This is a genomic window from Rathayibacter sp. AY1C6 (assembly GCF_002931535.1).
Classification (GTDB): Bacteria; Actinomycetota; Actinomycetes; order Actinomycetales; family Microbacteriaceae; genus Rathayibacter.
The window spans coordinates 83043-108170 of the sequence record NZ_PSWC01000010.1 but is presented as its reverse complement, the minus strand read 5'-3'; the positions used below and the strand labels follow the sequence as shown (position 1 = coordinate 108170).

Below are 25128 nucleotides of genomic sequence, written 5' to 3'. Positions count from 1 at the left end.
CGGCGCAGCTCGCCCCCGACGCCGAGACCTACGCCTCCGTCGTCCTGCCCCGCGAGGCGCGCCCCGCCCCCCACGGCCTCGGCCACACAGCAGGCCGCCGAGCAGCCCTTTCCAGGGTAGGGGCGGTGCGCGCACATCTCCGGAGGTCGAGAGGACGTTCCGCCCTCGAGGCGAACGCGGGAAACGCGTGTCAGCGTTTCCCGCTAGCCGGTCGCGACCCGCTCTCCGAATCGCGACCCCTCGCGAAGCCGACCGCGGTGAGGAGAGCGCAAGCGCTCTCCTCACGGTTCAGAACAGATCCGGCGACGGCGTCGACGCGTAGCGGATGGCGACGTCGGCGTGGCGGTCGAAGCGGTAGCCGACTCCGCGGACGGTGCGCACGATCTCCTCGTAGCGGCCGAGCTTGGCGCGGAGGCGGCGGACGTGGACGTCGATGGTGCGCTCGTTCGGCGCGTCGTCGTCCGCGGCGCCCCAGAGCGAGGCGATGAGCTCGGCGCGCTCGATGGTGCGGCCCTCGCGGAGCACGAGGTACTGGAGGAGCTCGAACTCCTTGTAGGTGAGGGGGGTGGTCTCCTCGTCGAGGATGACGCGCTTGCGGGAGATGTCGATGACGACGCCGCCGGGTGCACGGTCGGGATCGGGCTCGGCGTCGGAGCGGCGCTTGGCGACGGCGGCCGGGTCCTGCAGCGCGAGGCGGACCACGTCCACGTCGCGGCCGCCGGCGCCCTGCGGGGCGAGGGCGACGGAGGCGTAGGTCTCGGCGTCGGGGGCGAGCTGCGCCGTGACGCGCTTGAGCTCCTCGACCAGGCGGCCGAGGTCGACTCCGGCGGCACGGGCCTTGGCCTCGTCGATGCCGACGTAGAGGGCGAAGCCGCGGGCCTCGGTGCCCTGGGGGACGGCGCGGAGGCGGGGCGCTGCGGGCGCGGCGTCGGCGACCGGCTGGAGGCGGGGCGCCTCGGTGGGGGTGGTGGCGGTGGCGGTGCGGGTGTGGAGGAGGGTCATGACGAGTCCTTGGCTGGTCGGATCCGGGACGAGTGTCCGAGGGAGCGGATCCGGGTGTGCGCGATCGAGCCGGCCCGCGGTGCGCGGTGGCGGCAGAGACGGATGCGGGGCATCCAGGGGATCGTCCGCGCCTCGGACGCTCAGCCGATCGTGACGATCAGCGGGCGGAGGCGGTGCGGGGATCCGGCGAGGTCAGTTCCTCATGCACACATTCGACAGCACATGACGGGGCCACCGGCCATCATCATGCCGGCATTCCCGATGGCCTCGAGGGAGGTCGGGGCGTGCAGGGTGTCAGTCATGTCCGCCAGTAAAGCGGAGGCCGGTGCACGGCGTCAACACTTCCGTGGGGATGGACGGCGCGTCGGGGGTGGTTCCGGTGCTCGGGAGGAGGCGCGCGCCGTGATTGGGGACCTCGATGCGCCCGCTGCGCGGGCTGCTCGATCCGCAGGATGGGCTTTGCCGGACGGTCGCGGTGGGGGCTGTCGAGACCCTCGCTGCGCCGGCCGACCGGCACGGCTCAGCGGGGCTTCCTGTTCCGGGGCGCGACGGAAGGCCCGCTCGTCCGGGGGCCGGCGGGCTCAGCCCGCGAGGCCGTAGAGGCGGTCGCCCGCGTCGCCGAGGCCGGGGACGATGTAGCCGAGCTCGTTGAGCTTCTCGTCGAGGGAGCCGAGGACGATGGTCACGTCGCGGTCGCCGAAGGCCTTCTCGACGGCGGCCAGGCCCTCGGGGGCGGCGAGCAGGCAGACGGCGGTGACGTCGACCGCTCCCCGGTCGAAGAGGAACTGGATGGCCGCGACGAGCGAGCCGCCGGTCGCGAGCATCGGGTCGAGGACGAAGCACTGGCGGTTCGACAGGTCGTCGGGCAGGCGCTCCGCGTACGTGGTCGGCTCGAGCGTCTCCTCGTTGCGTGCCATGCCCAGGAAGCCGACCTCGGCGGTCGGGATGAGCTTGACCATGCCCTCGAGCATCCCGAGGCCGGCCCGGAGGATCGGGACGACCAGCGGCTGCGGGTCGCTGAGCGCGAGGCCGGTGGTCTGCGTCACGGGGGTCTCGATGGTGACGGTGCGGGTGCGGACGCCGCGGGTGGCCTCGTAGGCGAGGAGCGTCATCAGCTCCTCGGCGAGCTGCCGGAAGGTGGGGGAGGGGGTGCGCTTGTCACGCAGCACGGTGAGCTTGTGGGTGATCAGCGGGTGGTCGGCTACGTGGACGCGCATAAGCTCAATCTACTGGCCGGAGCGGCGCCCCACCGGCCGCAGCGGGCCGCCGCAGGAGGGGGAGCGATGCGCGACAGCGATCTCCGCGTCCCCCGCCGCTCCGAGGAGTGGATGGGCCTGGCGCTCGACGAGGCGCGGCGGGCCGCGGGCTGGGGCGACGTCCCCGTGGGCGCGGTGGTCCTCGACTCGGAGGGTGCGGTGCTCGGGCTGGGGCGCAACGAGCGCGAGCTGCGGCGGGATCCGACGGCGCACGCCGAGGTGGTCGCGATCCGCGCGGCGGCCGAGGCCCGCGGCGACTGGCATCTCGAGGGCTGCACGCTGGTGGTCACGCTCGAGCCGTGCGTGCTCTGCGCCGGAGCGATCCTGGCGGCGCGGATCGACCGCGTCGTCTTCGGTGCGTGGGACGAGAAGGCGGGCGCCTCCGGATCCGTGCACGACCTCCTCCGCGACCGCCGGCACAACCACGTGGTCGAGGTGTACCCCGGGGTCCGCGCCGCGGAGTGCTCGCGGCTCCTGCTCGACTTCTTCGCCGACCGCCGCTGACGCCGACCGCCGCTGACGCCGACCGCCGCCGAACCCTCAGCTCGGAGCGCCCAGCCACTCCGTCAGCGCGAGCCGCGTCGCCGCGTGCATCCGCTCGAAGCGCTCCGCCGCGACGTCGTCGGCGAGCACGGCGGCGTCGTAGCCCGCCGCTCCTGCCCACTCCCCGTCGCCCTCGAGCCACTGCGCGGCCATCGTGCCGGTCAGCTCGGGGTGGAACTGCACGCCGAGGAGCCAGTCCTCCACGGCGAACGCCTGCACCTCGCCCGCCGGCGACGACGCCAGCAGCGCTGCTCCGCTCGGCAGCGCGAAGGTGTCGCCGTGCCACTGCATCACGTCGACGCCGGCGAGGTGCCGGAGCGGGGAGCCGGCGCCCTCCTCCGTGAGCACGACCGGGCGGAAGCCGACCTCGCGGGCCGATCCGGGATGGACGGACTCGCCCAGGGCGGTCGCGATCAGCTGCGCTCCGAAGCAGACGCCGAGCGTGGGACGGCGGTGGTGCATCCGGTCCTGCAGGAGCGCGATCTCGGGGCTGATGAAGGGGTGCCGCGAGGTCTCGTAGACGCCGGCGCTGGAGCCGAGCGTGACGACGAGGTCGGGGGCGAGGATGTCGATCGCGTCGAGGTCCGTCCCTGCGACGGCGTCGACGGCGAACCCCCGCTCGGTCAGCATCGGCTCGAGCGCGCCGAGCCCGGCACCGCGCTCGTTGACGATCGCCAGGGCCCGGCGCATCTCAGGCGCTCCCCTGCGGCGCGGCCGGCGGGGAGGCGGCGGGCGGAGCGGAGGCGGCCGGAGCGGCCGCGGCGGCCGTCCCTTCCGCCTCCGTCACGGCCGGACGGGCCGCCGCCGATCCTGCGCGTCCACGGTCGACGTCGGGCTCGAGGTAGATCGTGGTGGCGGCGGGAACGGCCTCGCGGATCCGCCTCTCCGCCGCGTCGATCCCGGCGGCCACGTGCTCGAGGGTCTCGGCGGCCGGGAAGGCGAGCTTCGCGGCCACGAGGATCTCGTCCGGCCCGAGGTAGAGGGTGCGCATGTGGATGACGCGCTCGACGTCGCGCCCGGCCTCGAGCGCGGCGCGGATCGAGGCGGCGTCGGCGGGGGTCGCCCCCTCGCCGACCAGCAGGCTCTTCGTCTCGACGCCCAGCACGATCGCCACCACGATCAGCAGGGTGCCGATCATGATCGTTCCGATCGCGTCGTAGACCGAGTCGCCGGTGATCACGGTCAGCCCGACTCCGAGCAGCGCGAACGTCAGACCGGTGAGCGCGGCGACGTCCTCGAGGAGCACGACCGGCAGCTCCGGCGCCTTCGCCCGGCGGATGAACTGCAACCAGGACTGCGAGCCGCGGACCCGGTTCGACTCCTTCACTCCGGTGCGCAGCGAGTAGCCCTCGAGGCAGATCGAGATCACGAGGACCAGGATCGGCAGCCAGGCGTTCTCGAGCTCGTGCGGCTCGGCGATCTTCTCGATGCCCTCGTAGAACGAGAAGACGCCGCCGACGGAGAACAGGATGATCGACACCACGAAGGCGTAGACGTAGCGCTCTCGCCCGTAGCCGAACGGGTGCTCCTCGTCGGCGGCCTTCCGCGACTTGCGGCCGCCGAGCAGCAGGAGCAGCTGATTGCCGGAGTCGGCGAGCGAGTGCACGCCCTCGGCGAGCATGGAGGCCGATCCGGAGAAGAACCAGGCGACGAACTTCGTCAGGGCGATGCCGAGGTTGGCCGCGAGCGCCGCGATGATCGCGGTGCCGCCTTCGGATGCGCTCACGTGGTCTCCTCGGGCTCGCCGCTGGATGGTCGGGCCATCCTACGAGGCGCCGGACCGCACCCGGACCCCCTTGCCGCGGGCTCTTCGTAGGATGAGCGGCGTGACCGATGCGCCCGTCCTGCTCCCGTCCATCGCCGTCCTCGGCCTCGGCTCGATGGGGGGTGCGATCCTCCAGGGCCTGCTGGCTCCCGGCGTGCGCGTCGAGGGGGGCGTGCGGGTGACCAACCGCGACTCCGCGAAGGCCGCCGCGTGGGACGGCCACCCGGTGGTCACCGCCTTCGCCACCGCGGACGACCCGGAGGCCAACCGGCGCGCGGTCGAGGGCGCGGCGATCGTGCTCGTGGCCGTCAAGCCGCACATGGTGCCGGACCTGCTCGACGAGATCGCCGATGCGCTCGCCTCGGGCGCAGTCGTCGTCTCCGTCGCCGCCGGCGTGACCGCGGCCACGTTCGAGCGGCACCTGCCCGCGTCCGTCGCCGTGCTCCGCTCGATGCCGAACACTCCCGCGGTCGTGGGCCGCGCCGTCACCGGCCTCAGCGCGGGCACGCGGTCCGGCGACGAGGACCTGGCGCTCGTGCGCCGCCTGTTCGAGACGGTCGGCGAGGTGGTCGAGGTGCCGGAGTCGCAGCTCGACGCGCTCTCGACGATCTCCGGCTCGGGGCCCGCCTACGTGTTCCTGCTGATCGAGGAGCTCATCGCGGCCGCTGTCGCGAAGGGCTTCACTCCGGAGCAGGCGTCGACGATGGTGGTCGGCACGTTCCGCGGCGCGGCCGAGCTGCTCGCGGACTCCGGCGAGGAGCCCGCGGAGCTGCGCCGGCGGGTCACGAGCCCGAAGGGCACCACCGAGCGGGCCGTCGCGGTCCTGCAGGAGGCCGACCTCGCCGCCCTCTTCACGCGGGCGACCGACGCCGCGCTGGCCCGCGCCCGCGAGCTCGCCGCCTCCTGACTCCGCCCTCCTCTCCGCGAGACGCCGCTCGGGTACGCGACACGCCGGAGCGGGCGTACCGGAGCGGCATCCCGCAGAGGAGGAGGAGGGAGGGGGCGCGGGTCAGGAGCCGAGGGCCGCGAAGCGCTCGATGTCGCTGGGGGTGCCGCTGACCACGATGAGGTCGTGGTTCGAGACGACGGTCTGCTCGGTCGCGTAGGTGAAGGGCTTGCCCGGGCTCTTGACGCCGACGACGGTCACGCGGTGCTTGCGGCGCACGCCCGACTCCGTGAGCGTCAGCCCCCGGATCGGCTTGGGCGGGTACATCTTCGCGAGCACGAAGTCGTCGTCGAACTCGATGAAGTCGAGCATGCGGCCCGAGACCAGGTGCGCGACGCGCTCGCCCGCCTCCGCCTCGGGGTAGATCACGTGGTTCGCGCCGATCCGCTCGAGGATCTTGCCGTGCGAGCGCGAGATCGCCTTCGCCCAGATCTGCGGGATCTTGAGGTCGACGAGGTTCGCGGTGATCAGCACGGACGCCTCGATGGAGGAGCCGACCGCGACGACGGCGACCTGGAAGTCCTGCGCGCCGATCTGCGCGAGGGCGTCGAGCGAGCGGGCGTCGGCCTGCACCGCGTGGGTGACCCGCTCCGACCACTTCTGCACGAGACCGGCGTCGGCGTCGATGGCGAGGACCTCGCGGTCGAGGCGGTCGAGCTGGCCGGCCGTGGCGGCTCCGAAGCGCCCGAGGCCGATCACCAGCACCGGGGCGTCGTACCTGATGCGGTCAACCAACGATGGGCCTCTCTTCCGGTCGTCTGAACAACTGCCTCCGCTGGCTCGCGGCGAGCGCGGCGGCGAGAGTCACGGTACCAACGCGGCCCATGAACATCGTCAGCGCCAGGATGTAGACCCCGGACGGCGGCAGCTCCGCGGTGAGCCCCGTCGAGAGCCCGGAGGTCGCGAAGGCCGAGATCACGTCGAAGAGCACGTGGTCGAGCGAGGCCTCGGTGATGTGCAGGATCAGGACGCTCGACACGGCGACCGTCGTCGCGCCCCACAGCACGACCGAGACGGCCAGGCGCAGGACGTCGTTCGGGATCCGGCGGCCGAACGCCTCCATGTCGTTGTTGCCTCGGGCCTCGGCGAAGGCGGCCAGGAACAGGATCGCGAGGGTCGTGACCTTGATCCCGCCCGCCGTGGAGGCCGATCCTCCGCCGATGAACATCAGCATGTCCGTCACGAGCAGGCTCGAGCCGTTGAGGTCGGGGACCGAGATCGTCGAGAAGCCGCCCGACCGCGTCATCGTCGAGAGGAAGAAGGACTGGAAGACGGTGTCTCCCGCATCGAGGCTGCCGAAGGTCCTCGGATTGTCGAACTCGAGCACGATGTAGAGGACGGCCCCGGCGACGAGCAGGATCACGGAGGTGACCAGCGTCAGCTTCACGTGCACCGACCACTTGCGCGGGCGCCGCCAGCCGCGGGAGAAGGCGTAGATGACGGGGAAGCCGATCGAGCCGAGGAAGACGCCGAGCATCAGGATGCCGAGGAACCAGTAGTCGTCCTCGAACGGGGTGAGTCCCGCGGCGTTCGGGGCGAAGCCGGTGTTCGTGAACGCCATCGCGGAGTAGTAGAAGGAGTGCCAGACGGCCTCGCCGATCGGGATCCCGTCGATCAGCATCCGCGGGAACAGCAGGAGCGCGACGATGATCTCGATCGCGGCGGCGCTGATCGCGACGGTGGCGAGCAGCCCGCCGATCTCGCCCAGGCGCACGGCCTGGCCCTCGGCGACGGGGCCGGAGTGGATCCGCAGAGGGTTCGAGTCGCTGGCGACCATGAGCTTCGCCCGGAGCCCGAGGCGGCGCGAGATCGCCAGGCCCATGATCGAGGCGAGCGTCAGCACTCCCAGAGCGCCGATGTTCACGCCGACGAAGATGATCGAGTGGCCGAACGCCGACCAGTGCGTCGCCATGTCGACCGTCGCGAGGCCGGTCACGCAGATCACCGACATCGCGGTGAAGAAGGCGTCGTGCAGCGGAGTGACGGTGCCCGTGGTGCTCGACACCGGCAGCGAGAACAGCAGGGTGAACACGAGCACGAGCGCCGAGAAGATGAGGATCGCGAAGCGGGACGGCGAGCGTCCGGCGAAGTCGTCGATGAGGTCGCGGGCCCGCTCGAAACCCGACCAGGGGGAGACGGGCGAGACGCCCACGGGGCTGCGGAACTGCTGCCGAACCACCACGGCGGATCCTCCACTCGATCGCGGCCATGCTACCCGCTCGGTGCCGGGCTCTCGGGGCGCTGACTAGCCTGGGCGCATGGCTGACATCTTCGGGGTGATCGCGGACGGGACCCGCCGGGACATCCTCGCCCTGCTGCTCGAGCAGCGGCGGGACGGCTCGGCCGAGGGCATGAGCGTGTCGCGGATCGTGGCGCGCCTCGAGCTGAGCCAGCCGACCGTCTCCAAGCACCTCAAGGTGCTGCGCGAGACCGGCCTCGTCACGGTGCGCGAGAGCGGACAGCACCGCTTCTACGCGCTCGAGTACGCGCCGCTGGCGGAGGTCGAGGACTGGCTGCTGCCCTTCCTCGCCGAGGACGAGGCGGCCGGCGCCCTGCTCGACGCTCCGACCGCGGCCCGGGCGGAGTCGCTGGGCCGGGCGCTCGCCGAGCGCACCCACCAGGTCAGCACCGTGGTGCAGGACATCCAGCGGGGCGTCAGCGAGGGAGCGACGAAGGTCGCGGAGGCGCTGCGCATCCGCAAGTGAGGGGCGCCGAGGAGCCGGAAACGGTGGAGCCCCGGGTCGTGTAAGCTCGCGGGAGCCAGTTTTTCGTAAGCGGCCGCCCGTCGGGCGGTCGACCCCCTGAACGTTGTGAGGTCTTCGTGGGTTCTGTCATCAAGAAGCGTCGCAAGCGTATGGCGAAGAAGAAGCACCGCAAGCTGCTTCGCAAGACTCGCCACCAGCGTCGCAACAAGAAGTAGGCTCGCGCCTCTTCCCACTCGAGCGTCCGCCCTTCCGGGGTCGGGCGCTCGTCTGCGTTCACGGATCATCCCGGTGGCGCTCGCCGTCTCGGCGCCCGTCGCCGGGGCCGCCGTACACTGACCGCATGGTGGACGTGGAGCTGACGCTCGTGGGCAAGCCGGGCTGTCATCTCTGCGACGACGCGCGGACCGTGGTCGAGCAGGTGGTCGCCGATCTGGGCGGCGAGGCGTCGGTCGCCGTCTCGGAGGTGTCGATCCTCGACGATCCCGAGCTGCACGAGCGCTTCGTTGAGGAGATCCCGGTGGTGCTGATCGACGGGCGCGTGCACACCTTCTGGCGGGTCGATCCCGCGCGGCTCCGGCGGGCCCTCCTCGATCGCGGGTGAGCTTCGACCGGGCCGTCCGGACGGAAGCACGACCGCGACGTCCCTCTGACGGGGGACGGGACGGCTCGCGAAAGCTCGCCTCTCGCCCTTACCCTCGTGAGGGGGGAGTGCGCTCCTCCGTGCGCGGACGCAGATCGTCGCCCGTGGAGGAAGGAACCGCCATGCCGTCATCCCGCCGACTCGCCCTGCCCGCCGCCGCTCTCGCGGCGCTCGTGCTCGGCCTGGCCCTCCCCGGAGCGGCCGTCGCGGCCCCCTCCGCCTCGACGGTCTCGACCACGGTCGAGCAGCCGGCCGCGACGACCATCCCCGGCGTGCCGGAGGATCCCGAGCAGCCGGGCGACGGCGGCTCCGACCCCGTTCCCGGCGTCCCCGAGGAGCCGTCCGTTCCCGGAGTGCCCGAGGAGCCGGCAGAACCCGAGCAGCCCGCTCCCGTCGACCCCGCGCCCGTGGACCCCGCGCCGGTCGATCCGGCACCGGTCGACCCCGCGCCCCAGCAGCCGAGCCAGCCCTCCACCGGCGGCGGATCCACCGGCGGCGGATCCACCGGCGGTGGATCGACCGGCGGTGGATCGACCGGCGGTGGATCGACCGGCGGCGGCCAGCAGGGCGGCTCCGGCGGCGGTCAGCCCTCCACCGGCGGCGGATCGTCCTCCGGCGGCTCCGGCTCCGGCGGCGGCACCACCGGCGGAGCGACGTCCGGCGGCACCTCCGGCGGCGGCACCACAACCGGCACCACCACGTCCGGCACCGCCGGCTCCTCCGGTGCGGGCGCCGTCACTCCGGCGGCGTCGGCCCCCGGACGCACCGAGCTCGGCACCTCGACCGAGGGCGCGAAGCCGGCGGCCGGTGCCGCGACCGCGGACGTCTTCCTCACCCGCGAGCTCGCCGTCCAGCCGGAGGCGCTCACCGTCGAGCTCGCCCGCTTCTACGGCGTCGGCTTCTCGTACACCGGCTTCGCGAGCGGCGAGGCCGTCTCGGCGGTCCTCCGCGACCCGAACGGCACCAAGACCCCGCTGACCCTCGAGGCGGGGAGTGGCACCGCGACCGTGCCGACCGCGCTGATCACCAAGTCGGGCGCCTTCACGGTCGACCTCACGGGCGACCAGGGCTCCGCCGCCAAGGTCGTCTTCCGGCTCGCGCCCTCCACCGGCAACGGCCTCCTGCTCGAGCCGCGCGAGCTCGGCGACGGCAGCACCGAGGCGCCCCGCGGCGCCGTCTGGGGCTTCGACGCCGACGAGGAGGTCGCCGTGGGCGCCTTCGAGACCTCCGGGGCCCGCGCCGACCTGGCCGCCGGCGACGTCGCCGTGCAGTCCGACTCCATCGGCTGGGCAGAGCTGGCGCTGGGCGACGCGGTCATCGCCGACCCCGACCCCTCCGTCTACTGCGTCGTCGCCTTCGGCCGCGAGTCGCACCGCACGGCAGCTGTGACCGTCTCCTACCGTGACAGCGACACCACGGCCGCACCGTGGGAGGCGCAGCAGGTCTGCGGCACCGCGATCAGCGCCGCGCGCACCGCCTTCCTCAGCACGGCCGCCTCGGCGGGACCGGCCGGCATCACGCCGACCACCGCGCTGATGATCGGCGGCGGCGCGGTCGCCGCGTCGCTCGTCGCCTGCGCGGCCGTCCTGGTCGTGATGCGCCGCCGGCGCATGAACACGGACCTCTTCATCGGCGGACCGCTGCCGCGCACGCAGAGCGACTGACGCGTCCGGAGGACGAGGGAAGGCCCGCGGGACGCGATCCCGCGGGCCTTCCCTCGTCCTCTCCCGGCGCTCAGCCGGCCGCGGTGAAGCGGAGGAGGATCGTCCGCGCCTCCGGCCGCAGCTGGAAGTCGGGCCACACGTCCGGACCGCACGCGCGGGAGCCCAGGCCGTGCTGGGCGGCGTCGATCACGAGGACCGCGCGCTCCGACTCCGGCAGCTCGTGCGGGTGCGCGGCTGCCGTGATCTCCTGCGGCGTGTGCCGCGCCAGGGTGAAGCCGGGGAGGCGCCCGTGCAGGTCGCGCGCGGCTTCGATGCGGAGCCGGGGCGAGCCCGCCTCCGTCAGCGTCAGCTCGCGCACGCTGCTGCGGTGACCGCTCTCCTGCGGGCGGGCGTACGGAGTCGTCAGCCGGTCCATGTCCGCCGTGAAGCGCCCCACCCGCGCGGCCCGGAGGCTGTCGGGGTAGGACTCGAGCGGGCCGGTGCCGAACCACTCCGCGCCGTCGATCGACGCGGGCATGTCGATCCGGATGCCCAGCCGCGGCCAGACGGAGTCCCAGCCCCGGGTCGGCACGAGGTCGACGCGGAGGACCGTGCTCTCCCCGTCGACGCTCCAGCGCTCCTCCATCAGGAGTCCCGCATCGAGGTCCGCGGCCGAGAAGCGGGTCACGCGGCGGAGCCCGGCGGAGGCGTCCACCTCCTGCACGCGGCCGACCAGGCGGTCGAGTCCGGCCTCGCGCCAGCGGGCGGCGGAGGAGGGGGCCGGCATCCCGCGGCCGTCGCCGTCGTACGGGTCGCCGGTGACGTAGCCGGGGAAGCCCGCGCCCTCGTCGTTGTCGGTCGGGGCGCGCCAGAGCTCGGCGCGCGGTCCGTCGACGGGCAGGCCGGCGAGGGAGGCGAGCCGGCTGTCGCGGAACCGCGCGACTCCGAGCGCGCCGCCCTCGAGGGGCGGAGCGGCGCGGACGGCGCGGGTCCACGCGGGCACCGCCGACGGCACGGCGAGGAGGTGCTGACCGGTGGAGAGCACGTGGCCCTCCTCCGCCCAGGCGGTCGAGGCGTCGAGGACCGCGTCGACGGTGAGCCAGGTCTCGCCGCCGGGACGCACCTCGAGCGCGGGGAGCTCCACGTGCACGGCGTCGCCGGCCGCGATGACCGGGGCGTCGAGCACTCCCTCCGCGGTGACCCGCCCGTCCCGCTCGACCCGCCACGCGAAGCGCAGATCGGCGGTGGAGGCGTCGTGCCGGCGGTTCTCGATGACGACGCCGTCGCCACGGACCGTGAGGCGCACCGGAGCGACGATCTGCTTCCACTCGAACAGGCCCGGGCTGGGCGTGCCGTCGGAGAGCACCATGCCGTCCATCACGAAATTGCCGTCGTGCACCACCTCGCCGAAGTCGCCGCCGTACGCGTAGTACTCGACGCCCTCCGGCGTGCGCGCCCGCAGGCCGTGGTCGCGCCACTCCCAGACGAAGCCGCCGTGCAGCCGCGGGAAGCGGTCGACGAGGTCCTCGTACTGGTCGATCGCTCCCGGGCCGTTGCCCATCGCGTGCACGTACTCGCAGAGCAGGAAGGGCTTGGAGCGCTGCCGAGCGGACTCGCCGGGGGAGCAGCCGAGGAGCGGAGTGAGCGAGCCGTCGGTGCCGATCCGCTCGGTCTCGGGGATCGAGGAGTACATCCGCGAGTACACGTCGGTGTAGGCGCCGGTGTAGTCGCCCTCGTAGTGGACGGGGCGCTCCGGGTCGCGGCCGTGCACCCAGGCGGACATCGCGGCGAGATTCGCGCCGGTGCCCGCCTCGTTGCCGAGGGACCAGAGCACGATGCTGGGGTGGTTCTTGTCGCGCTCGACGGTCCGCTCGATGCGGTCGAGGTAGGCCTCGCGCCAGGCGGGGTCGTCGCTGGGGTTGCCCGCCCAGCCGACCCGCTCGAAGCCGTGGGTCTCGAGATCGCACTCGAGGACCACCCAGAAGCCGAGCTCGTCGGCGAGGTCGAGCAGACGGGGATGCGGCGGGTAGTGGCTGGTGCGGATGGCGTTCACGTTGAAGCGCTTCATCATCGCGAGGTCCTCGCGGGCGGAGTCCTCGTCGAACGCTCGACCGCGGTCGGGGTGCGTCTCGTGGCGGTTGACTCCGTGGAAGACGACGCGCTCGCCGTTGACCAGGAAGCGGTCGCTGCGGATCTCGACCGTGCGAAAGCCGAGCCGCAGCGAGACCGTCTCGCCGGCTGAGGCGAGCGTCGCGTCGTAGAGGCGCGGAGCCTCCGCCGACCACGGCTCGACCTCGGGTACCTCGACCGCGGCGATCTCCTCCGCCGAGGCCCAGACCGTCTCGATCCCGAGCCCGGGCACGCGCAGCGTCAGCGGGAACGCGTCGGCCGCGGCGGTCACCTCCGTCTCGATGCGGCCCGCGCCGCCGGCGAAGGAGGAGCGCAGCCACACGTCCTCGATCCCGCCGACGGGGCGCGCGAGCAGGTGCACCGAGCGGAAGATCCCCGGCAGCCACCACTGGTCCTGGTCCTCCACGTAGCTCGAGGCCGACCACTGGTGCACGCGGACCACGACGAGGTTCTCGCCCGGGCGGACGACGCCGGTGACGTCGAACTCCTGCGCGAGCCGGCTGCCGGAGCCGATGCCGATCTCGACGCCGTTGACCCAGACGCGGTACCGGGACTCGACCCCGTCGAAGCGCAGGACGACCGCCTCGGCGGAGTCCCACTCCTCCGGGACCACGACGGTGCGGCGGTAGTCGCCCGTCGGGTTCGCGTCCGGAACGAACGGCGGCTCGGTCGGGAACGGGAACTGCACGTTCGTGTAGGCCGGCAGTCCGTAGCGCCCGTCGCCCTGCAGCACCCAGTGCGAGGGCACCGGCATCAGATCCCAGCCGGAGTCGTCGAACGACTCGTCCCCGACGGCGTCCACGCCCTCGCCCTCCGGCAGCACGCCGGCGCCGCCCGGGGTCCCCGGAGCGGCGGGGAGCAGGCGGAAGCGCCACTCCCCGTCCAGCGGGAGCGCAGGGGCGTCGGTGTGCAGCCACGAGCGGGGGGCCCGGCGGCGGCCGGAGCCCGGTCCGGTGTCCGTCAGGTAGTGGGAGGTCGTCGGGGGAGTCGTCACTTCACGGAGCCTTCCGTCAGGCCGCCGCGCCAGAAGCGCTGCAGCACGATCATGGCGATGGCGAGCGGGATGATCGACAGCAGGACGCCGCCGGTCGTCAGCTCGTAGAACTCGGGCAGGCGGTCGACCTGTCCGAGCCAGTTGTTCAGTCCCAGTGTGATCGGGAACAGGTTCGTGTCCGAGAGCATCACCAGGGGCAGGAAGTAGTTGTTCCAGATCCCGACCAGCTGGAAGAGGAACACGGTGACCAGCGCGGGAGTCAGGATGCGCAGCCCGAGCGTGTGGAAGATCCGCAGCTCCCCGGCGCCGTCGATGCGCGCCGCCTCGATGATCGCGGTGTCCACCGTCGCCTGGGCGTAGATCCGGCAGAGGAACAGCCCGAACGGCGAGACGAGCGAGGGGATCAGCACGCTCCAGTAGGTGTTCGCGATGCCCATCTGGCTGAAGAGCAGGAACAGCGGCAGAGCGGTCGCGGTGCCCGGCACCAGGACGCCCGCGAGGATCGTCCCGAACACGAGCCTGCTTCCGCGGAACTCGTACTTGGCCAGCGCGTAGCCGCCCGCCGCGGCGAGGTAGGTCGCGAGCAGGGCGCCCACTCCGGCGTAGAGGACGGAGTTGAGGAACCAGCGGACGAAGATGCCGTCGCCGTAGGTCAGCACCTGCGTCAGGTTGTCCCAGAGCGCGAACGTCGGGGCGAACCAGAAGCCGTAGGTGGCGAAGAGGTCCTCGGTGGTCTTGGTCGCCGCGACGACGACCCAGTAGACGGGGATGAGGAAGTAGACCGCCACGACGACGAGGATCGCGGTGACGATGATGGTCGAGGCGCGGTTGCGGCCGGCCGAGCGGTCGGGCCCGCGTCCGGCTTTCACGGGGCGGTCGGCGGTGACGACTCCGGTCGTCGTGGTCGGCGGGGTCTCGGTGCGGCTCATGACGACCTCCTGTTCGAGATCGAGAGGAACGTGAAGGAGAGCAGGAACGCGACCAGCGCGATCAGGACGGCCTGGGCGGCGGCGACGTTGTAGTCGTTGTAGGCGAAGGCCGTGGTGTACGCGCTGAGGTTCGGCGTGTACTGGCTGTCGATCGCCGGAGCGACCGTCTTCAGCACCTGCGCCTCGGCGAACAGCTGGAGCGTGCCGATGATCGAGAAGATCGTCGTCAGCACCAGCGCGGGGCGGATGAGCGGCAGCTGGATGCTGCGGGCGACGCGCCAGGTGGAGGCGCCGTCGACCTTCGCCGCCTCGTAGAGCTCGACCGGGATCGCCTTGAGCTGGGCGACGATGATCAGCATGTTGTAGCCGGTGTAGCTCCAGAGCGAGATGTTCGCGATCGACCAGAGCACCGTGTCCGCACCGAGGAAGTCGGGCTGGAGCCCGACCACGTTCGCCGCGTCTATGAGCGGGCTGAGGCCGGGCACGTAGAGGAAGGACCAGAGGATCGTCGCGATCACTCCGGGCACTCCGTAGGGGAGGAAGTAGGCCGCACGGAAGAAGCCGGGGAACTTCGCCGACGCCGACTCGAGCATCAGCGCGAGAACGGTGCAGAGGGCGATCATCACCGGCACCTGGATGATGCCGAAGAGGAACATCCGCCCGATGGAGGCGATGAAGTTGCCGTCGGCGAGGGCCTGCGCGTAGTTGTCGAAGCCCGCGAACCCGCTGGTGACCCCGGCCTCGCCGAAGAGGCCGGAGCGCGTCACCTTCGTGAAGCTGGAGCCGACGGCGACGACGATCGGGACGATGAACGTGAGGACGAACAGGGCCAGGAAGGGTCCGAGGAGGATCCACGGGGCGCGGGCGACCGCGCGGCTGCGCCGGGGCGCGCCCGGCGTCCGCGTGGTGGCCGCGACCGCGGCGGCGGCGGGGGAGGTCGTGGTGGTCATGCGGAGGCCCTCCTGATGCTCAGGCCCTTGTTCTCGAAGACCGTGATGATCTGCTTCTCCGCCTCGGCGACCGCGTCCACGAGCGAGAGCCCGGACGCCTTCTTCCGGAAGCCGTCGCTGAGGATGTTGAAGGACTGCTGCGTGACGGGCCACCAGGACCAGTCGGGGTTCTGCTCCTTCGATGCGGGCACGAGGACGTCCTCGTTGTAGTTCTGCCCGCTGAAGAAGTCGCTCGGACCCTTGCGGGCCGTGCCGATCTCGCCGACCGCGGGAGACCAGCCGATGCCGCTGTTGGCGATCATCGCGTCGATGCCCTCCTGCGTGGTGGTCATCCAGACGGCGAACTCGATCGCCTCCTCCGGGTGCTTGCTGCTCGAGAACACCGCCGCGGTCGATCCGCCGAGGAAGCTCGAGCCGAAGCCGGTGTCGCCCCAGACGGGCATGGGAGCCGCGCGCCACTTGCCCGCGCCTCCGCTGACCCCCTCGATCAGGGCGTCGCCCCAGCTGCCGGTGGCGCAGGAGGCGATGCCGCCCTTCGCCGCGGCCGCGAACCACGCGGGGGAGTAGGCGCCGTAGCCGGTCTGCACCAGGTCCTGGTCGATGGCCGTGTCGAAGAAGGAGGCGACGCGCGTCGTGGCGTCGTCGGTCATGTCGATGACCCAGCCGTCCTCCTCCGGGCGCAGCCACTGCGCGCCGGCCTGCGTCGCGAACGCGGCGAAGACCGAGGCGTCGGCGAGCGGGAAGCAGTCGATGTAGGAGCCGGCTCCGCGCAGCTCCGTCGCCACCGCGGCCCAGTCGTCCCAGGTCGTCGGCGGCTCCGCACCCACCTTCCCGAACACCTCGGGCTGGTAGAAGAGCGCCATCGGGCCGCTGTCCTGCGGGATGCCGTAGACGCCGCCGGTGTAGCTGACCTGGCCCCAGAGAGTGGGGTCGTACAGGTCGCGGTACTGCTCGACGCCGTACCGGGTGAGGTCGACGAGGCCGTTGACGAGCATGAACTCGGGGACGGAGCGGATCTCGACCTGGCCGAGGTCGGGCCCGCCGCCCGCGGCGAGGGCCGAGTAGAGCTTCTGGTACCCGCCCGCGTTGCCGCCGGGGATCCAGACGGCCTCGACCTGGATCTCGGGGTGCGAGGCGTTCCAGACGTCGCAGACCTTCTGCAGGTCCTTCAGCCAGCCCCAGTACTGCAGGCGGACCGGGCCGGTGGCCGGGGCGATCGTCGGCGCCGTGTTGACCGAGACGGTGCCCGGTGTCGCGCAGGCCGTCAGGCTCCCGAGTGCCGCGGTGCCGAGACCGGCGGCGATGAGCTGTCTCCGGGTGAACGGATGCATCTTCCCTCACTTCGTCGTGGTGGAGAGCCGGGGAGTCTCACCCGGCGATGATCGGGACGCTACCACGAATTCGAGTAGGTACTCGAAATTGGCGGCACTGCTCCTCCGCCGCCGCTACGCTGGCCGTTCGAGGGGCATGGCGAGGCGCCTCCAGTGCTGAGGAGGGGTCCATGGCGGAGGCGACGAGGCGACGCGGCCCGTACGCGAAGTCGGCCGAGCGCCGCCGCGCCATCATCGAGGCCGCGCACCAGGTCTTCGCCGCGCGGGGCTACGCCCGCGGCTCCCTCCAGGAGGTCGCCGACCGCGTCGGGCTCAGCCAGACGAGCCTCCTGCACTACTTCCCGTCGAAGACCGACCTGCTCTTCGCGGTCCTCGAGCACCGCGACCTGATCACGGGCGACGGTTCCTCGCCGCCGGACCCGGAGGAGGGGCTGGTCGCCGGCATCCTGCGGCAGACCCGCTACAACGAGACGGCGCCCGGAGTGATCGAGCTGTACGCCGTGCTCTGCGGCGAGTCGACGACGCAGGAGCACCCGGGGCGCGACTTCTTCGCCGCGCGGTTCCGCCGCCTCCGCAGCGAGTACGCGGCCGAGCTGCGCGAGCTCCAGGCCGCCGGGCGCCTGCGCGAGGGGTCCGATCCGGAGCGGGTGGCGGCGTCGATCATCGCGCTCTGGGACGGCGTGCAGCTGCAGTGGCTGCTCGAGCGCGACGCGGTGGACATGGTGGCGTGCCTGGCCGACTACCTCGACCTCGTGGTGCTGCCGGCTCCTTAGCCGCTGGCGCGAGGGAACCCCGGCCCGTCGAGGGGACCCGCCGTCCGCGGCGGTCTCGACGGTTCGGGGCTCCCTCGACCGTGGTGCGCGCCTAGGGCAGCAGGCGGGTCGGGCCGCGGAACAGGTAGGTGACCTCGCGGAGGTTCGCCTGGTTCAGCATCAGCATGATCACGCGCGAGAGGCCCATGCCGAAGCCGCCGTGCGGCGGGACGCCGTAGCGGAAGAAGTCGAGGTAGAACTCGAGCTCCTCCGGGTCCAGGCCCTTCTCGCGGGCCTGCTCGACGAGGACGTCGACGCGGTGCTCGCGCTGGGCTCCGGTCGAGATCTCGACGCCGTTGTAGATGAGGTCGTAGCTGTTGGTGATCGTCCCGTCGCCCTCGCGGCGCATGTGGTAGAACGGCCGGATGCTCGACGCGTAATCGGTGAGGAACACGAAGTCGTGCCCGAACTCCTCCTGCACGTAGGCCGCGATGCGGCGCTCGCCCTCGGGGTCCATGTCGTCGTCGGCGCGGGGCACCTCGTAGCCGCGCTCGGCGACGATGCGCTTGGCCTCGGCGAGCGGGATGCGCGGGAACGGCGTGGTCGGGACGGTCAGGTCGATGTCGAAGAGCGCCTTGACCTCGGCGCCGTGCTTCTCGACGACGGCGGTGAGGCCGGCGACCATCAGCTGCTCGTGCAGCTCCATGACGTCCTCGTGCGAGTCGATCCAGGAGACCTCGGCGTCGACGCTCGTGAACTCGGTCGCGTGACGCGAGGTGAAGCTCGGGTCGGCGCGGAAGGCGGGGCCGACCTCGAAGACCTTGCCGAAGCCGGCGGGCTGCGCCATCTGCTTGAAGAACTGGGGGCTCTGCGCGAGGTAGGCCTTCGTCTCGAAGTACTCGACCTCGAAGAGCTCGGCCCGCGACTCCGAGGCGCTCGCCATGAGCTTCGGGGTGTGGATCTCGATGAAGTCGTGCTCGATCCAGTACGTGCGCAGCGCGTGCTCGAACGTGGTCTGCACACGGGCGATGAGGTTCTGCTCGGGACGGCGCAGGTCGAGGAAGCGCCAGTCCATGCGCTTGTCGATGCCGGAGTCGGGCGCGATCGGCGCCTCCGGGATCGATGCGGCGACGACCTCGAGCGTCTCGAGCTTGACCTCGATGCCGCCGAGCTTCACGCGCTCGTCGTGCTTGAGCGCGCCGGTGACGGTGATGAAGGAGCCCTGGGCGAGGCCGGAGATCTCCTCGGTGATCGCGAGGCGCGCAGCCGACGCGTCGTCGCCCTCGACGGCCTCGCGCACGGCCGGGTTCACCAGCTGCACGGCACCCGACTCGTCGCGCAGGACGACGAACTGCACCTTCTTCTGGTCGCGCACGGTCTCGACCCAGCCGGACACGCGGACGGGTCCGTCCTCGAGCGCGGCGAGCTTCTTGACAGTGGTTCGGGGGAGGCGGGTCTCGTCGGTCACGGTAGGGGAGTCTACTCGGGGGCCGCCGGGCGGCGACGGGTAGCGTCGGAGCATGAGCACCGCACTGATCACCGGCGCGTCCTCCGGCATCGGCCTCGCGTTCGCCCGGGCGTTCGCGCGCCGCGGCTGGAGCCTCGTCCTCGTCGCCCGCAGCGAGCAGCGCCTCCAGGAGGCGGCGGCCGGACTGCGCGGCCTCGGCGCCGCGGCGGTCGAGGTCCTGCCCGCGGACCTCGGCGACCGCGAGCAGGTCGAGCAGGTGCGAGCGCGGCTCGTCGATCCGGCCCGACCGGTCCGCGTCCTCGTCAACAACGCCGGCTTCGGGATCGACGGGACCTTCGCCGAGCCGGACGTCGCCGCCCAGGACCACGCCTTCGAGGTGATGGTGCGCTCGGTCGCCGTGCTCTCGGGTGCGGCGGCCGAGGCGATGACCGCCCGCGGTCGCGGCGCGATCCTCACGGTGTCGAGCGTCGCGGGCTTCGTGCACCTCGGCCCCTACTCCGCGGTGAAGGCGTGGGCGACCGCCTTCGCGCAGTCGCTGGCCGTCGAGCTGCGCGGCACGGGCGTCCGCTCGGCCGCGCTCTGCCCGGGCTGGGTGCGCACCGAGTTCCACGAGCGGGCGGCGATGGACACCTCCTCCATCCCCTCCTTCCTCTGGCTCGATGCGGACGCGGTGGTGGAGGAGTTCCTCCGCGACGTCGCGCGCGGCTCCGTCGTCTCGGTGCCGTCGGTGCGCTTCGGGGTCCCGATGGCCGTGGTACGGCACCTGCCCGGACCGCTCGTGCGGCGGCTGTCGGCGGCGGTCTCGGCGCGCCGCTGAGGCTCCGCTCAGGTCCGGCTCAGGCGACCCTTTCCCGGCGTTCCCCCACGCCGCGTTCCGTACACTTGACGCTCGTGGTTGCCGATCAGATCCATCTCGTGCGGCACGGCGAGGTGTTCAACCCCGACCGGGTCCTCTACGGACGACTCCCGAACTTCCGGCTCTCGGATCTGGGCCACCGCATGGCCCGCTCCGCCGCCGACGACCTGCTCGAGCGCCGGCGCCACGTCACGGCGCTGATCGCCTCGCCGCTCCAGCGCACGCAGGAGTCCGCGCAGCCCATCTCGCAGGCGTTCGAGCTCGAGATCCGCACCGATGAGCGGGTGATCGAGCCGAGCAACCGCTTCGAGGGGAAGTCCCTCGCCGCGCGCAGCTCCGCCCTGCGGAACCCCAAGCACTGGCCCTGGCTCCGCAACCCCTTCGAGCCTAGCTGGGGCGAGCCGTACCTCTCCATCTCGGCGCGGATGTACGCGGCGATCGAGTCGGCGTGGGAGAGCACGGAGGAGGGCGACGCCGCGATCGTCAGCCACCAGCTCCCCATCTGGACGGTCCACCGCGCCCTCGCCGGCGAGCGCCTCTTCCACGATCCGCGCAAGCGCCGTTGCGCCCTCTCGAGCATCACGACCCTCGAGCGCCGCGGCGACGGCTTCGTCGAGGTCGGCTACTCCGACCCGGCCGCCGGCCTGCAGGGCCTGGCCACAGACGTGGGAGCGGTCTGATGCGCCGGACGGGGCGGCTCCGCGCCGCGGGCGTCCTCGCGCTGGCCGCCGCGCTCGCGCTGACGGGCTGCTCCGAGGATCCGCTCGCCGACCAGTACCGCAACGGCAGCAACAAGGGCTACATCTCGGGGGACGGCACCGTCACCGAGATCGCCGCCGCCGACCGGGACGACCCCATCGTCTTCTCCGGCACCGATGAGAACGGCGCCACCATCGACTCCGCCGACCTCGCCGGGCAGGTCGTCGTCGTCAACTTCTGGTACGCCAGCTGCGCTCCGTGCCGCGCCGAGGCCGCGGATCTCGAGACGGTGAACACGGAGTTCGCCGACAAGGGCGTGTCGTTCGTCGGCGTCAACGTGCGCGATCAGGCCCCCACCGCGGCCGCCTTCGCCGAGACCTTCGGGCTCGGCTACCCCTCCATCGTCGACACCGACTCGTCGGTGCAGCTCGCCTTCACCGGCACCGTCCCGCCGAACGCCGTGCCCACGACGCTCGTCCTCGACAGGGAGGGGCGCGTCGCGTCGCGCATCCTCGGCCAGCTCCAGGAGGCGTCGATCCTCTCGACCCTCGTGGGCGACACGCTCGCCGAGGGGGAGTAGCGGCGTGGGCGACATCGTCGTCAGCGGTCAGCTCCTGCTGGCCGTGCCGATCGCGCTCCTGGCCGGGCTCGTGTCCTTCGCGTCGCCCTGCGTGCTCCCGCTGGTGCCCGGCTACCTCGCCTACGTCGGCGGATTCACCGACGCCGACGAGCGTGCGGCCCGCGGACGCCGCCGGGTCGTGCTGGGCGTCCTCCTCTTCGTGCTCGGATTCTCGCTGGTGTTCGTCCTCTACGGTGCGGCGGCGGGCACGGTCGGCTTCTGGCTGCGCCAGTACACCGACCTGATCACCCGCGTCCTCGGGCTCGTCGTGATCGCGATGGGGCTCGTCTTCATCGGCCAGTTCTCGTTCCTCCAGCGCACGCTCCGGCCCGGGATCCGTCCCGCCACCGGGCTGATCGGAGCGCCGCTGCTCGGCATCGTCTTCGGCGTCGGCTGGACGCCCTGCCTCGGCCCGACGCTGAGCTCGATCCTCGCCCTCAGCTACGGCGTGGGCTCGCCCTGGCGCGGCGCCCTCCTCGCCCTGGTCTACTGCCTCGGACTCGGCATCCCCTTCCTCCTCGTCGCCTTCGGCTTCAGCTGGGTGACCAGCACGCTCGCCTTTGTGAAGCGCCACATCCGCGTGGTCAACATCCTCGGCGGCGCCGCCCTCGTCCTGATCGGAGTCCTGATGGTCACGGGCATCTGGAACACCCTCGTCTACGGATCCCTCTCGGCGGTGATCGATGGCTTCCAGCCGGCGATCTGAGCCCGAGGAGAGCACGCGCCGCCCCGACGAGGCCGCGCAGCGGAGGACGGACGCCTCCTTCCGCCCCGCCGACCACTACGACTCCGACGGCACTGTCACGCAGCCGGCGCTCGGGTTCACCGGCTGGCTCCGCTGGATGTGGCGCCAGCTCACCAGCATGCGCACGGCGCTGTTCCTGCTGCTGCTGCTGGCGATCGCGGCGGTCCCCGGATCGCTCGTGCCGCAGCGCTCCTCCGACCCCAACGGCGTGACCCAGTACTTCGTCGACAACCCCGACCTCGCGCCCCTGCTCGACAAGGTGCAGGCGTTCGACACCTACACCTCCGCCTGGTTCTCGAGCATCTACCTGCTGCTGTTCATCTCCCTGATCGGCTGCATCGTCCCGCGCACGCGTCACCACTTCCAGGCGATGCGATCGCGGCCGCCGCGCACCCCGGCACGCCTGCAGCGCCTCGCCGGCTACACCGTCCGCGAGGTCGAGGGCGCGACGGAGGAGGAGGCCGTCGCCTCCGCCCACTCCGTCCTGCGCCGGGCGGGCTACCGCGTCGAGCGCTACGACGACCCGCGCGGCCGCTGGTCGAGCGTCTCGGCCGAGCGCGGCTACCTCCGCGAGACCGGCAACCTGGTCTTCCACTCCGCCCTGGTCGGCATCCTCGTCGCCGTCGGAGTGGGGGGCGGGTTCGGCTACAGCGGGCAGCGCGTGCTGGTCGAGGGCTCCCAGGGGTTCGCGAACAACCTCGCGGCCTACGACTCCTTCAACCCCGGCCGCTTCTTCGACAGCAGCCAGCTCGACCCGTACCAGCTGACCCTCGACAGCCTCGACGTGAAGTACGAGGAGCAGAACCAGTCGGCGCTCGGCCAGCCCGTCGACTTCACCGCGAACGTCACGACCTCCGAGCGCGGCGGGGGCACCGAGGACCGCACGATCAAGGTCAACGACCCGCTCGCGATCGGCGGCACGAACGTCTACCTCCTCGGCAACGGCTACGCCCCGACGATCACGGTCCGCGACCCCTCGGGCCGGGTGATCTTCACCGACTCGGTGCCGTTCCTCCCGCAGGACGCGAATCTGACCTCCGTCGGCGTCGTGAAGGTGCCGGACGGGCTCTCCGAGCAGCTGGGCCTCACCGGCTTCTTCTACCCGACGCAGGACACGCTGGCCTCCGGGGCCTCGACCTCGATCTTCCCCGACCTGCAGTACCCCGTGCTCTCGCTGAACGTCTTCTCGGGCGACCTCGGCCTCGACGGGGGAGTGCCCACGTCCGTCTACGTGCTCAACACCGACTCGCTGACCCGGCTCACCGGCGGCACCACCGGCGTCGCGCCGATCAGCCTCAAGCCCGGCGACACGGCCGAGCTCCCGAACGGGCTCGGCAGCGTGACCTTCGACAACACGGGCGCCGACCCTACGCGGATCGGCACCGACAGCGTCAAGCGCTTCGCCTCGTTCGACATCCACCACGACGCGACCCAGGGCTGGGTGCTGCTCTTCGCGATCCTCGTGCTCGCCGGACTCCTCACCTCGCTGTTCGTTCCGCGGCGCCGCGTATGGGTGAAGGCGACCGCTCAGGACGACGGCGGCCTGCTCCTCGAGTACGCGGGACTCGCCCGCGGCGAGGACCCGCAGCTGGTGCGCGCCGTTCGGACGATCGCCGACCGGCACGCCCCGCTCGACTGACCCGCCTCCCGGACGCCCCGGAGACCCCTCCACAGGCGCCGCCCGGCTGGGCAGGGGCCGAGTCTGTGCAAGCGCGAAGGGGCGGGCGGGGCGGCGAGCGATTACCCTGAGGAGGTGATCGCGACCCTCTCGCAGTACTCGGTGCTGTGCCTCTCCTCCGCCATGGGCATCTACGCCATGGCGTTCGTCTTCTTCGCGATCGACCTCGCCCGCCGCGCCTCCCTGGCCGACGGCGAGTCGATCGAGGTCGTGCAGGAGGCGGAGCGCGTCGCCTCCGCGGCCGCCGCCGACCGCGCGGCCAGCGGCAAGGCCACCGTCGCCGCCGCAGGCTCCGGACGCACCGCGACTCTCTCCCGCATCGGCAGCCGCGTCGAGGACGAGGTCTACCGCGCCCCCGCCCGCTCGAAGACCATGCGCATCGGGTTCTCGCTCACGCTCCTCGGCTTCGTGCTCCACCTCGGCGCGACCGTCCTCCGCGGCGTCGCCGCCGGCCGCGTCCCCTGGGCGAACATGTACGAGTTCTCGATGACCGGGACGCTCATCATCATCGGCGTCTTCCTCGCCGTCCAGCTGCGCTGGGACCTCCGCTTCCTCGGAGCGTTCATCACCGGCCTCGTCCTGGTGCTCCTCGGCATCGCGACCGTCAACTACTACGTCGCCGTCGTCCCGCTCCCGCCGGCACTCCAGTCCTACTGGCTGGTCATCCACGTGCTCGTCGCGATCCTCGGCACCGCGTTCTTCGCCCTCGGCTTCGCGCTCTCGGTCACCCAGCTTCTCCAGGCCCGCCGCGAATCCTCCGGTGACAGCCCCCGCTCGGTCCTCCGCTTCCTGCGCACCCTGCCCAGCTCCCTCACCCTCGAGAACCTCGCCTACCGCGTCACGATCCTCGGCTTCATCCTCTGGACCTTCACGCTCATCGCCGGCGCCGTCTGGGCAGAGAAGGCCTGGGGCCGCTACTGGGGCTGGGACACCAAGGAGGTCTGGACCTTCATCATCTGGACCATCTACGCCGGCTACATCCACGCCCGCGCCACCCGCGGCTGGCGCGGCACCCCCTCCGCCTGGCTCGCCATCGTCGGCTTCGCCGCCGTCATGTTCAACTTCGGCGTCGTCAACGTGTTCTTCAAGGGACTCCACGCCTACTCCGGCCTCGACACCGGCATGTGATCGGCGGGGCCTGGCGGGGTCCCTCGCGGCGTTGTCGGCGACGAACGTAGCGCCGCTACGCCCGACGCCTCCGCCTTGCGATCGACCCCACCAGGCCCCGCCGACCGCCCACCAGGACGCGCACTGGGGACGGCTCCGCTTCGCGTTCGCCGCGGGAGGGCCTCCGCTTCGCGGTCGGGTCTGGGTGGGCTCCGCTTCGCGGTCGCCGTGGGGGAGTGCTCCGCTTCGCGGTCGCGGTGGTGGATGGGCTCCGCTTCGCGGTCGGGTCTGGGTGGGCTCCGCTTCGCGGTCGCCGTGGGGGAGTGCTCCGCTTCGCGGTCGCGGTGGTGGATGGGCTCCGCTTCGCGGT

The 25128-nt window shown here is 72.1% G+C and carries 24 protein-coding genes; 13 read left to right on the top strand and 11 right to left on the bottom strand.

Translation table 11 applies throughout. From position 1 onward, the window contains the following. Positions 1-288: 288 nt before the first annotated feature. Together C5D36_RS08425 and upp are read right to left on the bottom strand one after the other, a co-directional pair. Complete coding sequence (locus C5D36_RS08425; protein WP_104262947.1) at positions 289-1002, bottom strand: winged helix-turn-helix domain-containing protein; 714 nt, start codon at positions 1000-1002, stop codon at positions 289-291. Between the two features lie 581 nt (positions 1003-1583). After that, positions 1584-2219 carry a uracil phosphoribosyltransferase gene (upp, locus tag C5D36_RS08420; RefSeq protein WP_104224850.1) on the bottom strand — a complete coding sequence of 212 codons (636 nt, stop codon included), beginning with the start codon at positions 2217-2219 and terminating at the stop codon, positions 1584-1586. 66 nt (positions 2220-2285) lie between these two features. On the opposite strand from upp, the gene C5D36_RS08415 reads away from it, so the two are divergent. Then, on the top strand, positions 2286-2762 hold the full coding sequence (locus C5D36_RS08415) for a nucleoside deaminase (RefSeq protein WP_219812140.1): 477 nt from the start codon (positions 2286-2288) through the stop codon (positions 2760-2762). A 36-nt stretch (positions 2763-2798) separates the two neighbouring features. Here C5D36_RS08415 and C5D36_RS08410 read toward each other — a convergent pair whose 3' ends face one another. Further along, positions 2799-3491 carry a gamma-glutamyl-gamma-aminobutyrate hydrolase family protein gene (locus tag C5D36_RS08410; protein ID WP_104261460.1) on the bottom strand — a complete coding sequence of 231 codons (693 nt, stop codon included), beginning with the start codon at positions 3489-3491 and terminating at the stop codon, positions 2799-2801. Position 3492: 1 nt separating this feature from the next. Beyond that, positions 3493-4527 (bottom strand): cation diffusion facilitator family transporter, encoded by a 1035-nt coding sequence (locus C5D36_RS08405; RefSeq protein ID WP_104262948.1) that lies wholly within the window; start codon positions 4525-4527, stop codon positions 3493-3495. 154 nt (positions 4528-4681) lie between these two features. Between C5D36_RS08405 and proC the strand changes: the two genes are divergently transcribed. Beyond that, positions 4682-5473, top strand: a complete 792-nt coding sequence (proC, locus tag C5D36_RS08400) for a pyrroline-5-carboxylate reductase (protein ID WP_374953775.1) — start codon at positions 4682-4684, stop codon at positions 5471-5473. A gap of 102 nt (positions 5474-5575) precedes the next feature. On the opposite strand, the gene C5D36_RS08395 is transcribed toward proC, so the two are convergent. Both C5D36_RS08395 and C5D36_RS08390 read right to left on the bottom strand, forming a co-directional pair. Further along, entirely contained in the window at positions 5576-6247 is a 672-nt protein-coding gene (locus C5D36_RS08395; protein ID WP_068255410.1) for a TrkA family potassium uptake protein, read from the bottom strand. Further along, on the bottom strand, positions 6240-7610 hold the full coding sequence (locus C5D36_RS08390) for a TrkH family potassium uptake protein (protein ID WP_258062896.1): 1371 nt from the start codon (positions 7608-7610) through the stop codon (positions 6240-6242). Before C5D36_RS08390 ends, C5D36_RS08395 begins: the two co-directional genes overlap by 8 nt. A gap of 160 nt (positions 7611-7770) precedes the next feature. Here C5D36_RS08390 and C5D36_RS08385 point away from each other — a divergent pair, with 160 nt between their 5' ends. From C5D36_RS08385 to C5D36_RS08370, 4 genes are all read left to right on the top strand, one after another. Beyond that, positions 7771-8217 (top strand): helix-turn-helix transcriptional regulator, encoded by a 447-nt coding sequence (locus C5D36_RS08385; protein ID WP_104224854.1) that lies wholly within the window; start codon positions 7771-7773, stop codon positions 8215-8217. A gap of 116 nt (positions 8218-8333) precedes the next feature. Continuing rightward, positions 8334-8432, top strand: a complete 99-nt coding sequence (locus C5D36_RS08380) for a 30S ribosomal protein bS22 (RefSeq protein ID WP_003792170.1) — start codon at positions 8334-8336, stop codon at positions 8430-8432. Positions 8433-8557: 125 nt separating this feature from the next. Further along, complete coding sequence (locus C5D36_RS08375) at positions 8558-8818, top strand: glutaredoxin family protein (protein ID WP_104224855.1); 261 nt, start codon at positions 8558-8560, stop codon at positions 8816-8818. Positions 8819-8979: 161 nt separating this feature from the next. Then, entirely contained in the window at positions 8980-10521 is a 1542-nt protein-coding gene (locus C5D36_RS08370; RefSeq protein WP_104262950.1) for a hypothetical protein, read from the top strand. 70 nt (positions 10522-10591) lie between these two features. Here C5D36_RS08370 and C5D36_RS08365 read toward each other — a convergent pair whose 3' ends face one another. From C5D36_RS08365 to C5D36_RS08350, 4 genes are read right to left on the bottom strand one after another with little or no spacing between them, the layout of a single operon-like run. Further along, positions 10592-13624 (bottom strand): glycoside hydrolase family 2 TIM barrel-domain containing protein, encoded by a 3033-nt coding sequence (locus tag C5D36_RS08365; RefSeq protein WP_219812584.1) that lies wholly within the window; start codon positions 13622-13624, stop codon positions 10592-10594. After that, entirely contained in the window at positions 13621-14553 is a 933-nt protein-coding gene (locus tag C5D36_RS08360) for a carbohydrate ABC transporter permease (protein WP_104225919.1), read from the bottom strand. The genes C5D36_RS08365 and C5D36_RS08360 overlap by 4 nt, the downstream gene beginning before the upstream one ends. Then, positions 14550-15503, bottom strand: a complete 954-nt coding sequence (locus C5D36_RS08355) for a carbohydrate ABC transporter permease (RefSeq protein WP_104295609.1) — start codon at positions 15501-15503, stop codon at positions 14550-14552. Before C5D36_RS08355 ends, C5D36_RS08360 begins: the two co-directional genes overlap by 4 nt. After that, complete coding sequence (locus C5D36_RS08350) at positions 15500-16834, bottom strand: ABC transporter substrate-binding protein (RefSeq protein ID WP_104295608.1); 1335 nt, start codon at positions 16832-16834, stop codon at positions 15500-15502. Before C5D36_RS08350 ends, C5D36_RS08355 begins: the two co-directional genes overlap by 4 nt. Positions 16835-17004: 170 nt before the next feature. Here C5D36_RS08350 and C5D36_RS08345 point away from each other — a divergent pair, with 170 nt between their 5' ends. After that, on the top strand, positions 17005-17607 hold the full coding sequence (locus C5D36_RS08345) for a TetR/AcrR family transcriptional regulator (protein WP_258059745.1): 603 nt from the start codon (positions 17005-17007) through the stop codon (positions 17605-17607). 91 nt (positions 17608-17698) lie between these two features. On the opposite strand, the gene aspS is transcribed toward C5D36_RS08345, so the two are convergent. After that, positions 17699-19054 carry an aspartate--tRNA(Asn) ligase gene (gene aspS, locus C5D36_RS08340; RefSeq protein ID WP_244229585.1) on the bottom strand — a complete coding sequence of 452 codons (1356 nt, stop codon included), beginning with the start codon at positions 19052-19054 and terminating at the stop codon, positions 17699-17701. A gap of 52 nt (positions 19055-19106) precedes the next feature. Between aspS and C5D36_RS08335 the strand changes: the two genes are divergently transcribed. The 6 genes from C5D36_RS08335 to ccsB all read left to right on the top strand — a co-directional run bounded on the left by C5D36_RS08335 (position 19107) and on the right by ccsB (position 24779). Beyond that, positions 19107-19871 carry an SDR family oxidoreductase gene (locus C5D36_RS08335; RefSeq protein WP_104295606.1) on the top strand — a complete coding sequence of 255 codons (765 nt, stop codon included), beginning with the start codon at positions 19107-19109 and terminating at the stop codon, positions 19869-19871. A 74-nt stretch (positions 19872-19945) separates the two neighbouring features. Further along, positions 19946-20590 (top strand): histidine phosphatase family protein, encoded by a 645-nt coding sequence (locus C5D36_RS08330; protein ID WP_104224864.1) that lies wholly within the window; start codon positions 19946-19948, stop codon positions 20588-20590. After that, positions 20590-21189, top strand: a complete 600-nt coding sequence (locus C5D36_RS08325; RefSeq protein ID WP_104295605.1) for a TlpA disulfide reductase family protein — start codon at positions 20590-20592, stop codon at positions 21187-21189. Before C5D36_RS08330 ends, C5D36_RS08325 begins: the two co-directional genes overlap by 1 nt. 4 nt (positions 21190-21193) lie before the next feature. After that, a complete protein-coding gene (locus C5D36_RS08320; protein ID WP_244230512.1) occupies positions 21194-21934 on the top strand; it encodes a cytochrome c biogenesis CcdA family protein in 741 nt (246 codons plus the stop codon). Continuing rightward, complete coding sequence (locus tag C5D36_RS08315; protein ID WP_104295604.1) at positions 21912-23612, top strand: cytochrome c biogenesis protein ResB; 1701 nt, start codon at positions 21912-21914, stop codon at positions 23610-23612. Before C5D36_RS08320 ends, C5D36_RS08315 begins: the two co-directional genes overlap by 23 nt. A 162-nt stretch (positions 23613-23774) precedes the next feature. Then, positions 23775-24779 (top strand): c-type cytochrome biogenesis protein CcsB, encoded by a 1005-nt coding sequence (gene ccsB / locus C5D36_RS08310; RefSeq protein ID WP_104224871.1) that lies wholly within the window; start codon positions 23775-23777, stop codon positions 24777-24779. Positions 24780-25128 lie beyond the last annotated feature (349 nt).

Excerpts from the sequence above, each read along its gene's own strand:
- C5D36_RS08425 (WP_104262947.1), bottom strand. The coding sequence starts at position 1,002 with ATGACCCTCCTCCACACCCGCACCGCCACCGCCACCACCCCCACCGAG.
- upp (WP_104224850.1), bottom strand. The coding sequence starts at position 2,219 with ATGCGCGTCCACGTAGCCGACCACCCGCTGATCACCCACAAGCTCACC.
- C5D36_RS08415 (WP_219812140.1), top strand. The coding sequence starts at position 2,286 with ATGCGCGACAGCGATCTCCGCGTCCCCCGCCGCTCCGAGGAGTGGATG.
- C5D36_RS08410 (WP_104261460.1), bottom strand. The coding sequence starts at position 3,491 with ATGCGCCGGGCCCTGGCGATCGTCAACGAGCGCGGTGCCGGGCTCGGC.
- proC (WP_374953775.1), top strand. The coding sequence starts at position 4,682 with ATGGGGGGTGCGATCCTCCAGGGCCTGCTGGCTCCCGGCGTGCGCGTC.
- C5D36_RS08385 (WP_104224854.1), top strand. The coding sequence starts at position 7,771 with ATGGCTGACATCTTCGGGGTGATCGCGGACGGGACCCGCCGGGACATC.
- C5D36_RS08375 (WP_104224855.1), top strand. The coding sequence starts at position 8,558 with ATGGTGGACGTGGAGCTGACGCTCGTGGGCAAGCCGGGCTGTCATCTC.
- C5D36_RS08370 (WP_104262950.1), top strand. The coding sequence starts at position 8,980 with ATGCCGTCATCCCGCCGACTCGCCCTGCCCGCCGCCGCTCTCGCGGCG.
- C5D36_RS08360 (WP_104225919.1), bottom strand. The coding sequence starts at position 14,553 with ATGAGCCGCACCGAGACCCCGCCGACCACGACGACCGGAGTCGTCACC.
- C5D36_RS08355 (WP_104295609.1), bottom strand. The coding sequence starts at position 15,503 with ATGACCACCACGACCTCCCCCGCCGCCGCCGCGGTCGCGGCCACCACG.
- C5D36_RS08350 (WP_104295608.1), bottom strand. The coding sequence starts at position 16,834 with ATGCATCCGTTCACCCGGAGACAGCTCATCGCCGCCGGTCTCGGCACC.
- C5D36_RS08345 (WP_258059745.1), top strand. The coding sequence starts at position 17,005 with ATGGCGGAGGCGACGAGGCGACGCGGCCCGTACGCGAAGTCGGCCGAG.
- C5D36_RS08335 (WP_104295606.1), top strand. The coding sequence starts at position 19,107 with ATGAGCACCGCACTGATCACCGGCGCGTCCTCCGGCATCGGCCTCGCG.
- C5D36_RS08325 (WP_104295605.1), top strand. The coding sequence starts at position 20,590 with ATGCGCCGGACGGGGCGGCTCCGCGCCGCGGGCGTCCTCGCGCTGGCC.
- C5D36_RS08315 (WP_104295604.1), top strand. The coding sequence starts at position 21,912 with ATGGCTTCCAGCCGGCGATCTGAGCCCGAGGAGAGCACGCGCCGCCCC.
- ccsB (WP_104224871.1), top strand. The coding sequence starts at position 23,775 with ATGGGCATCTACGCCATGGCGTTCGTCTTCTTCGCGATCGACCTCGCC.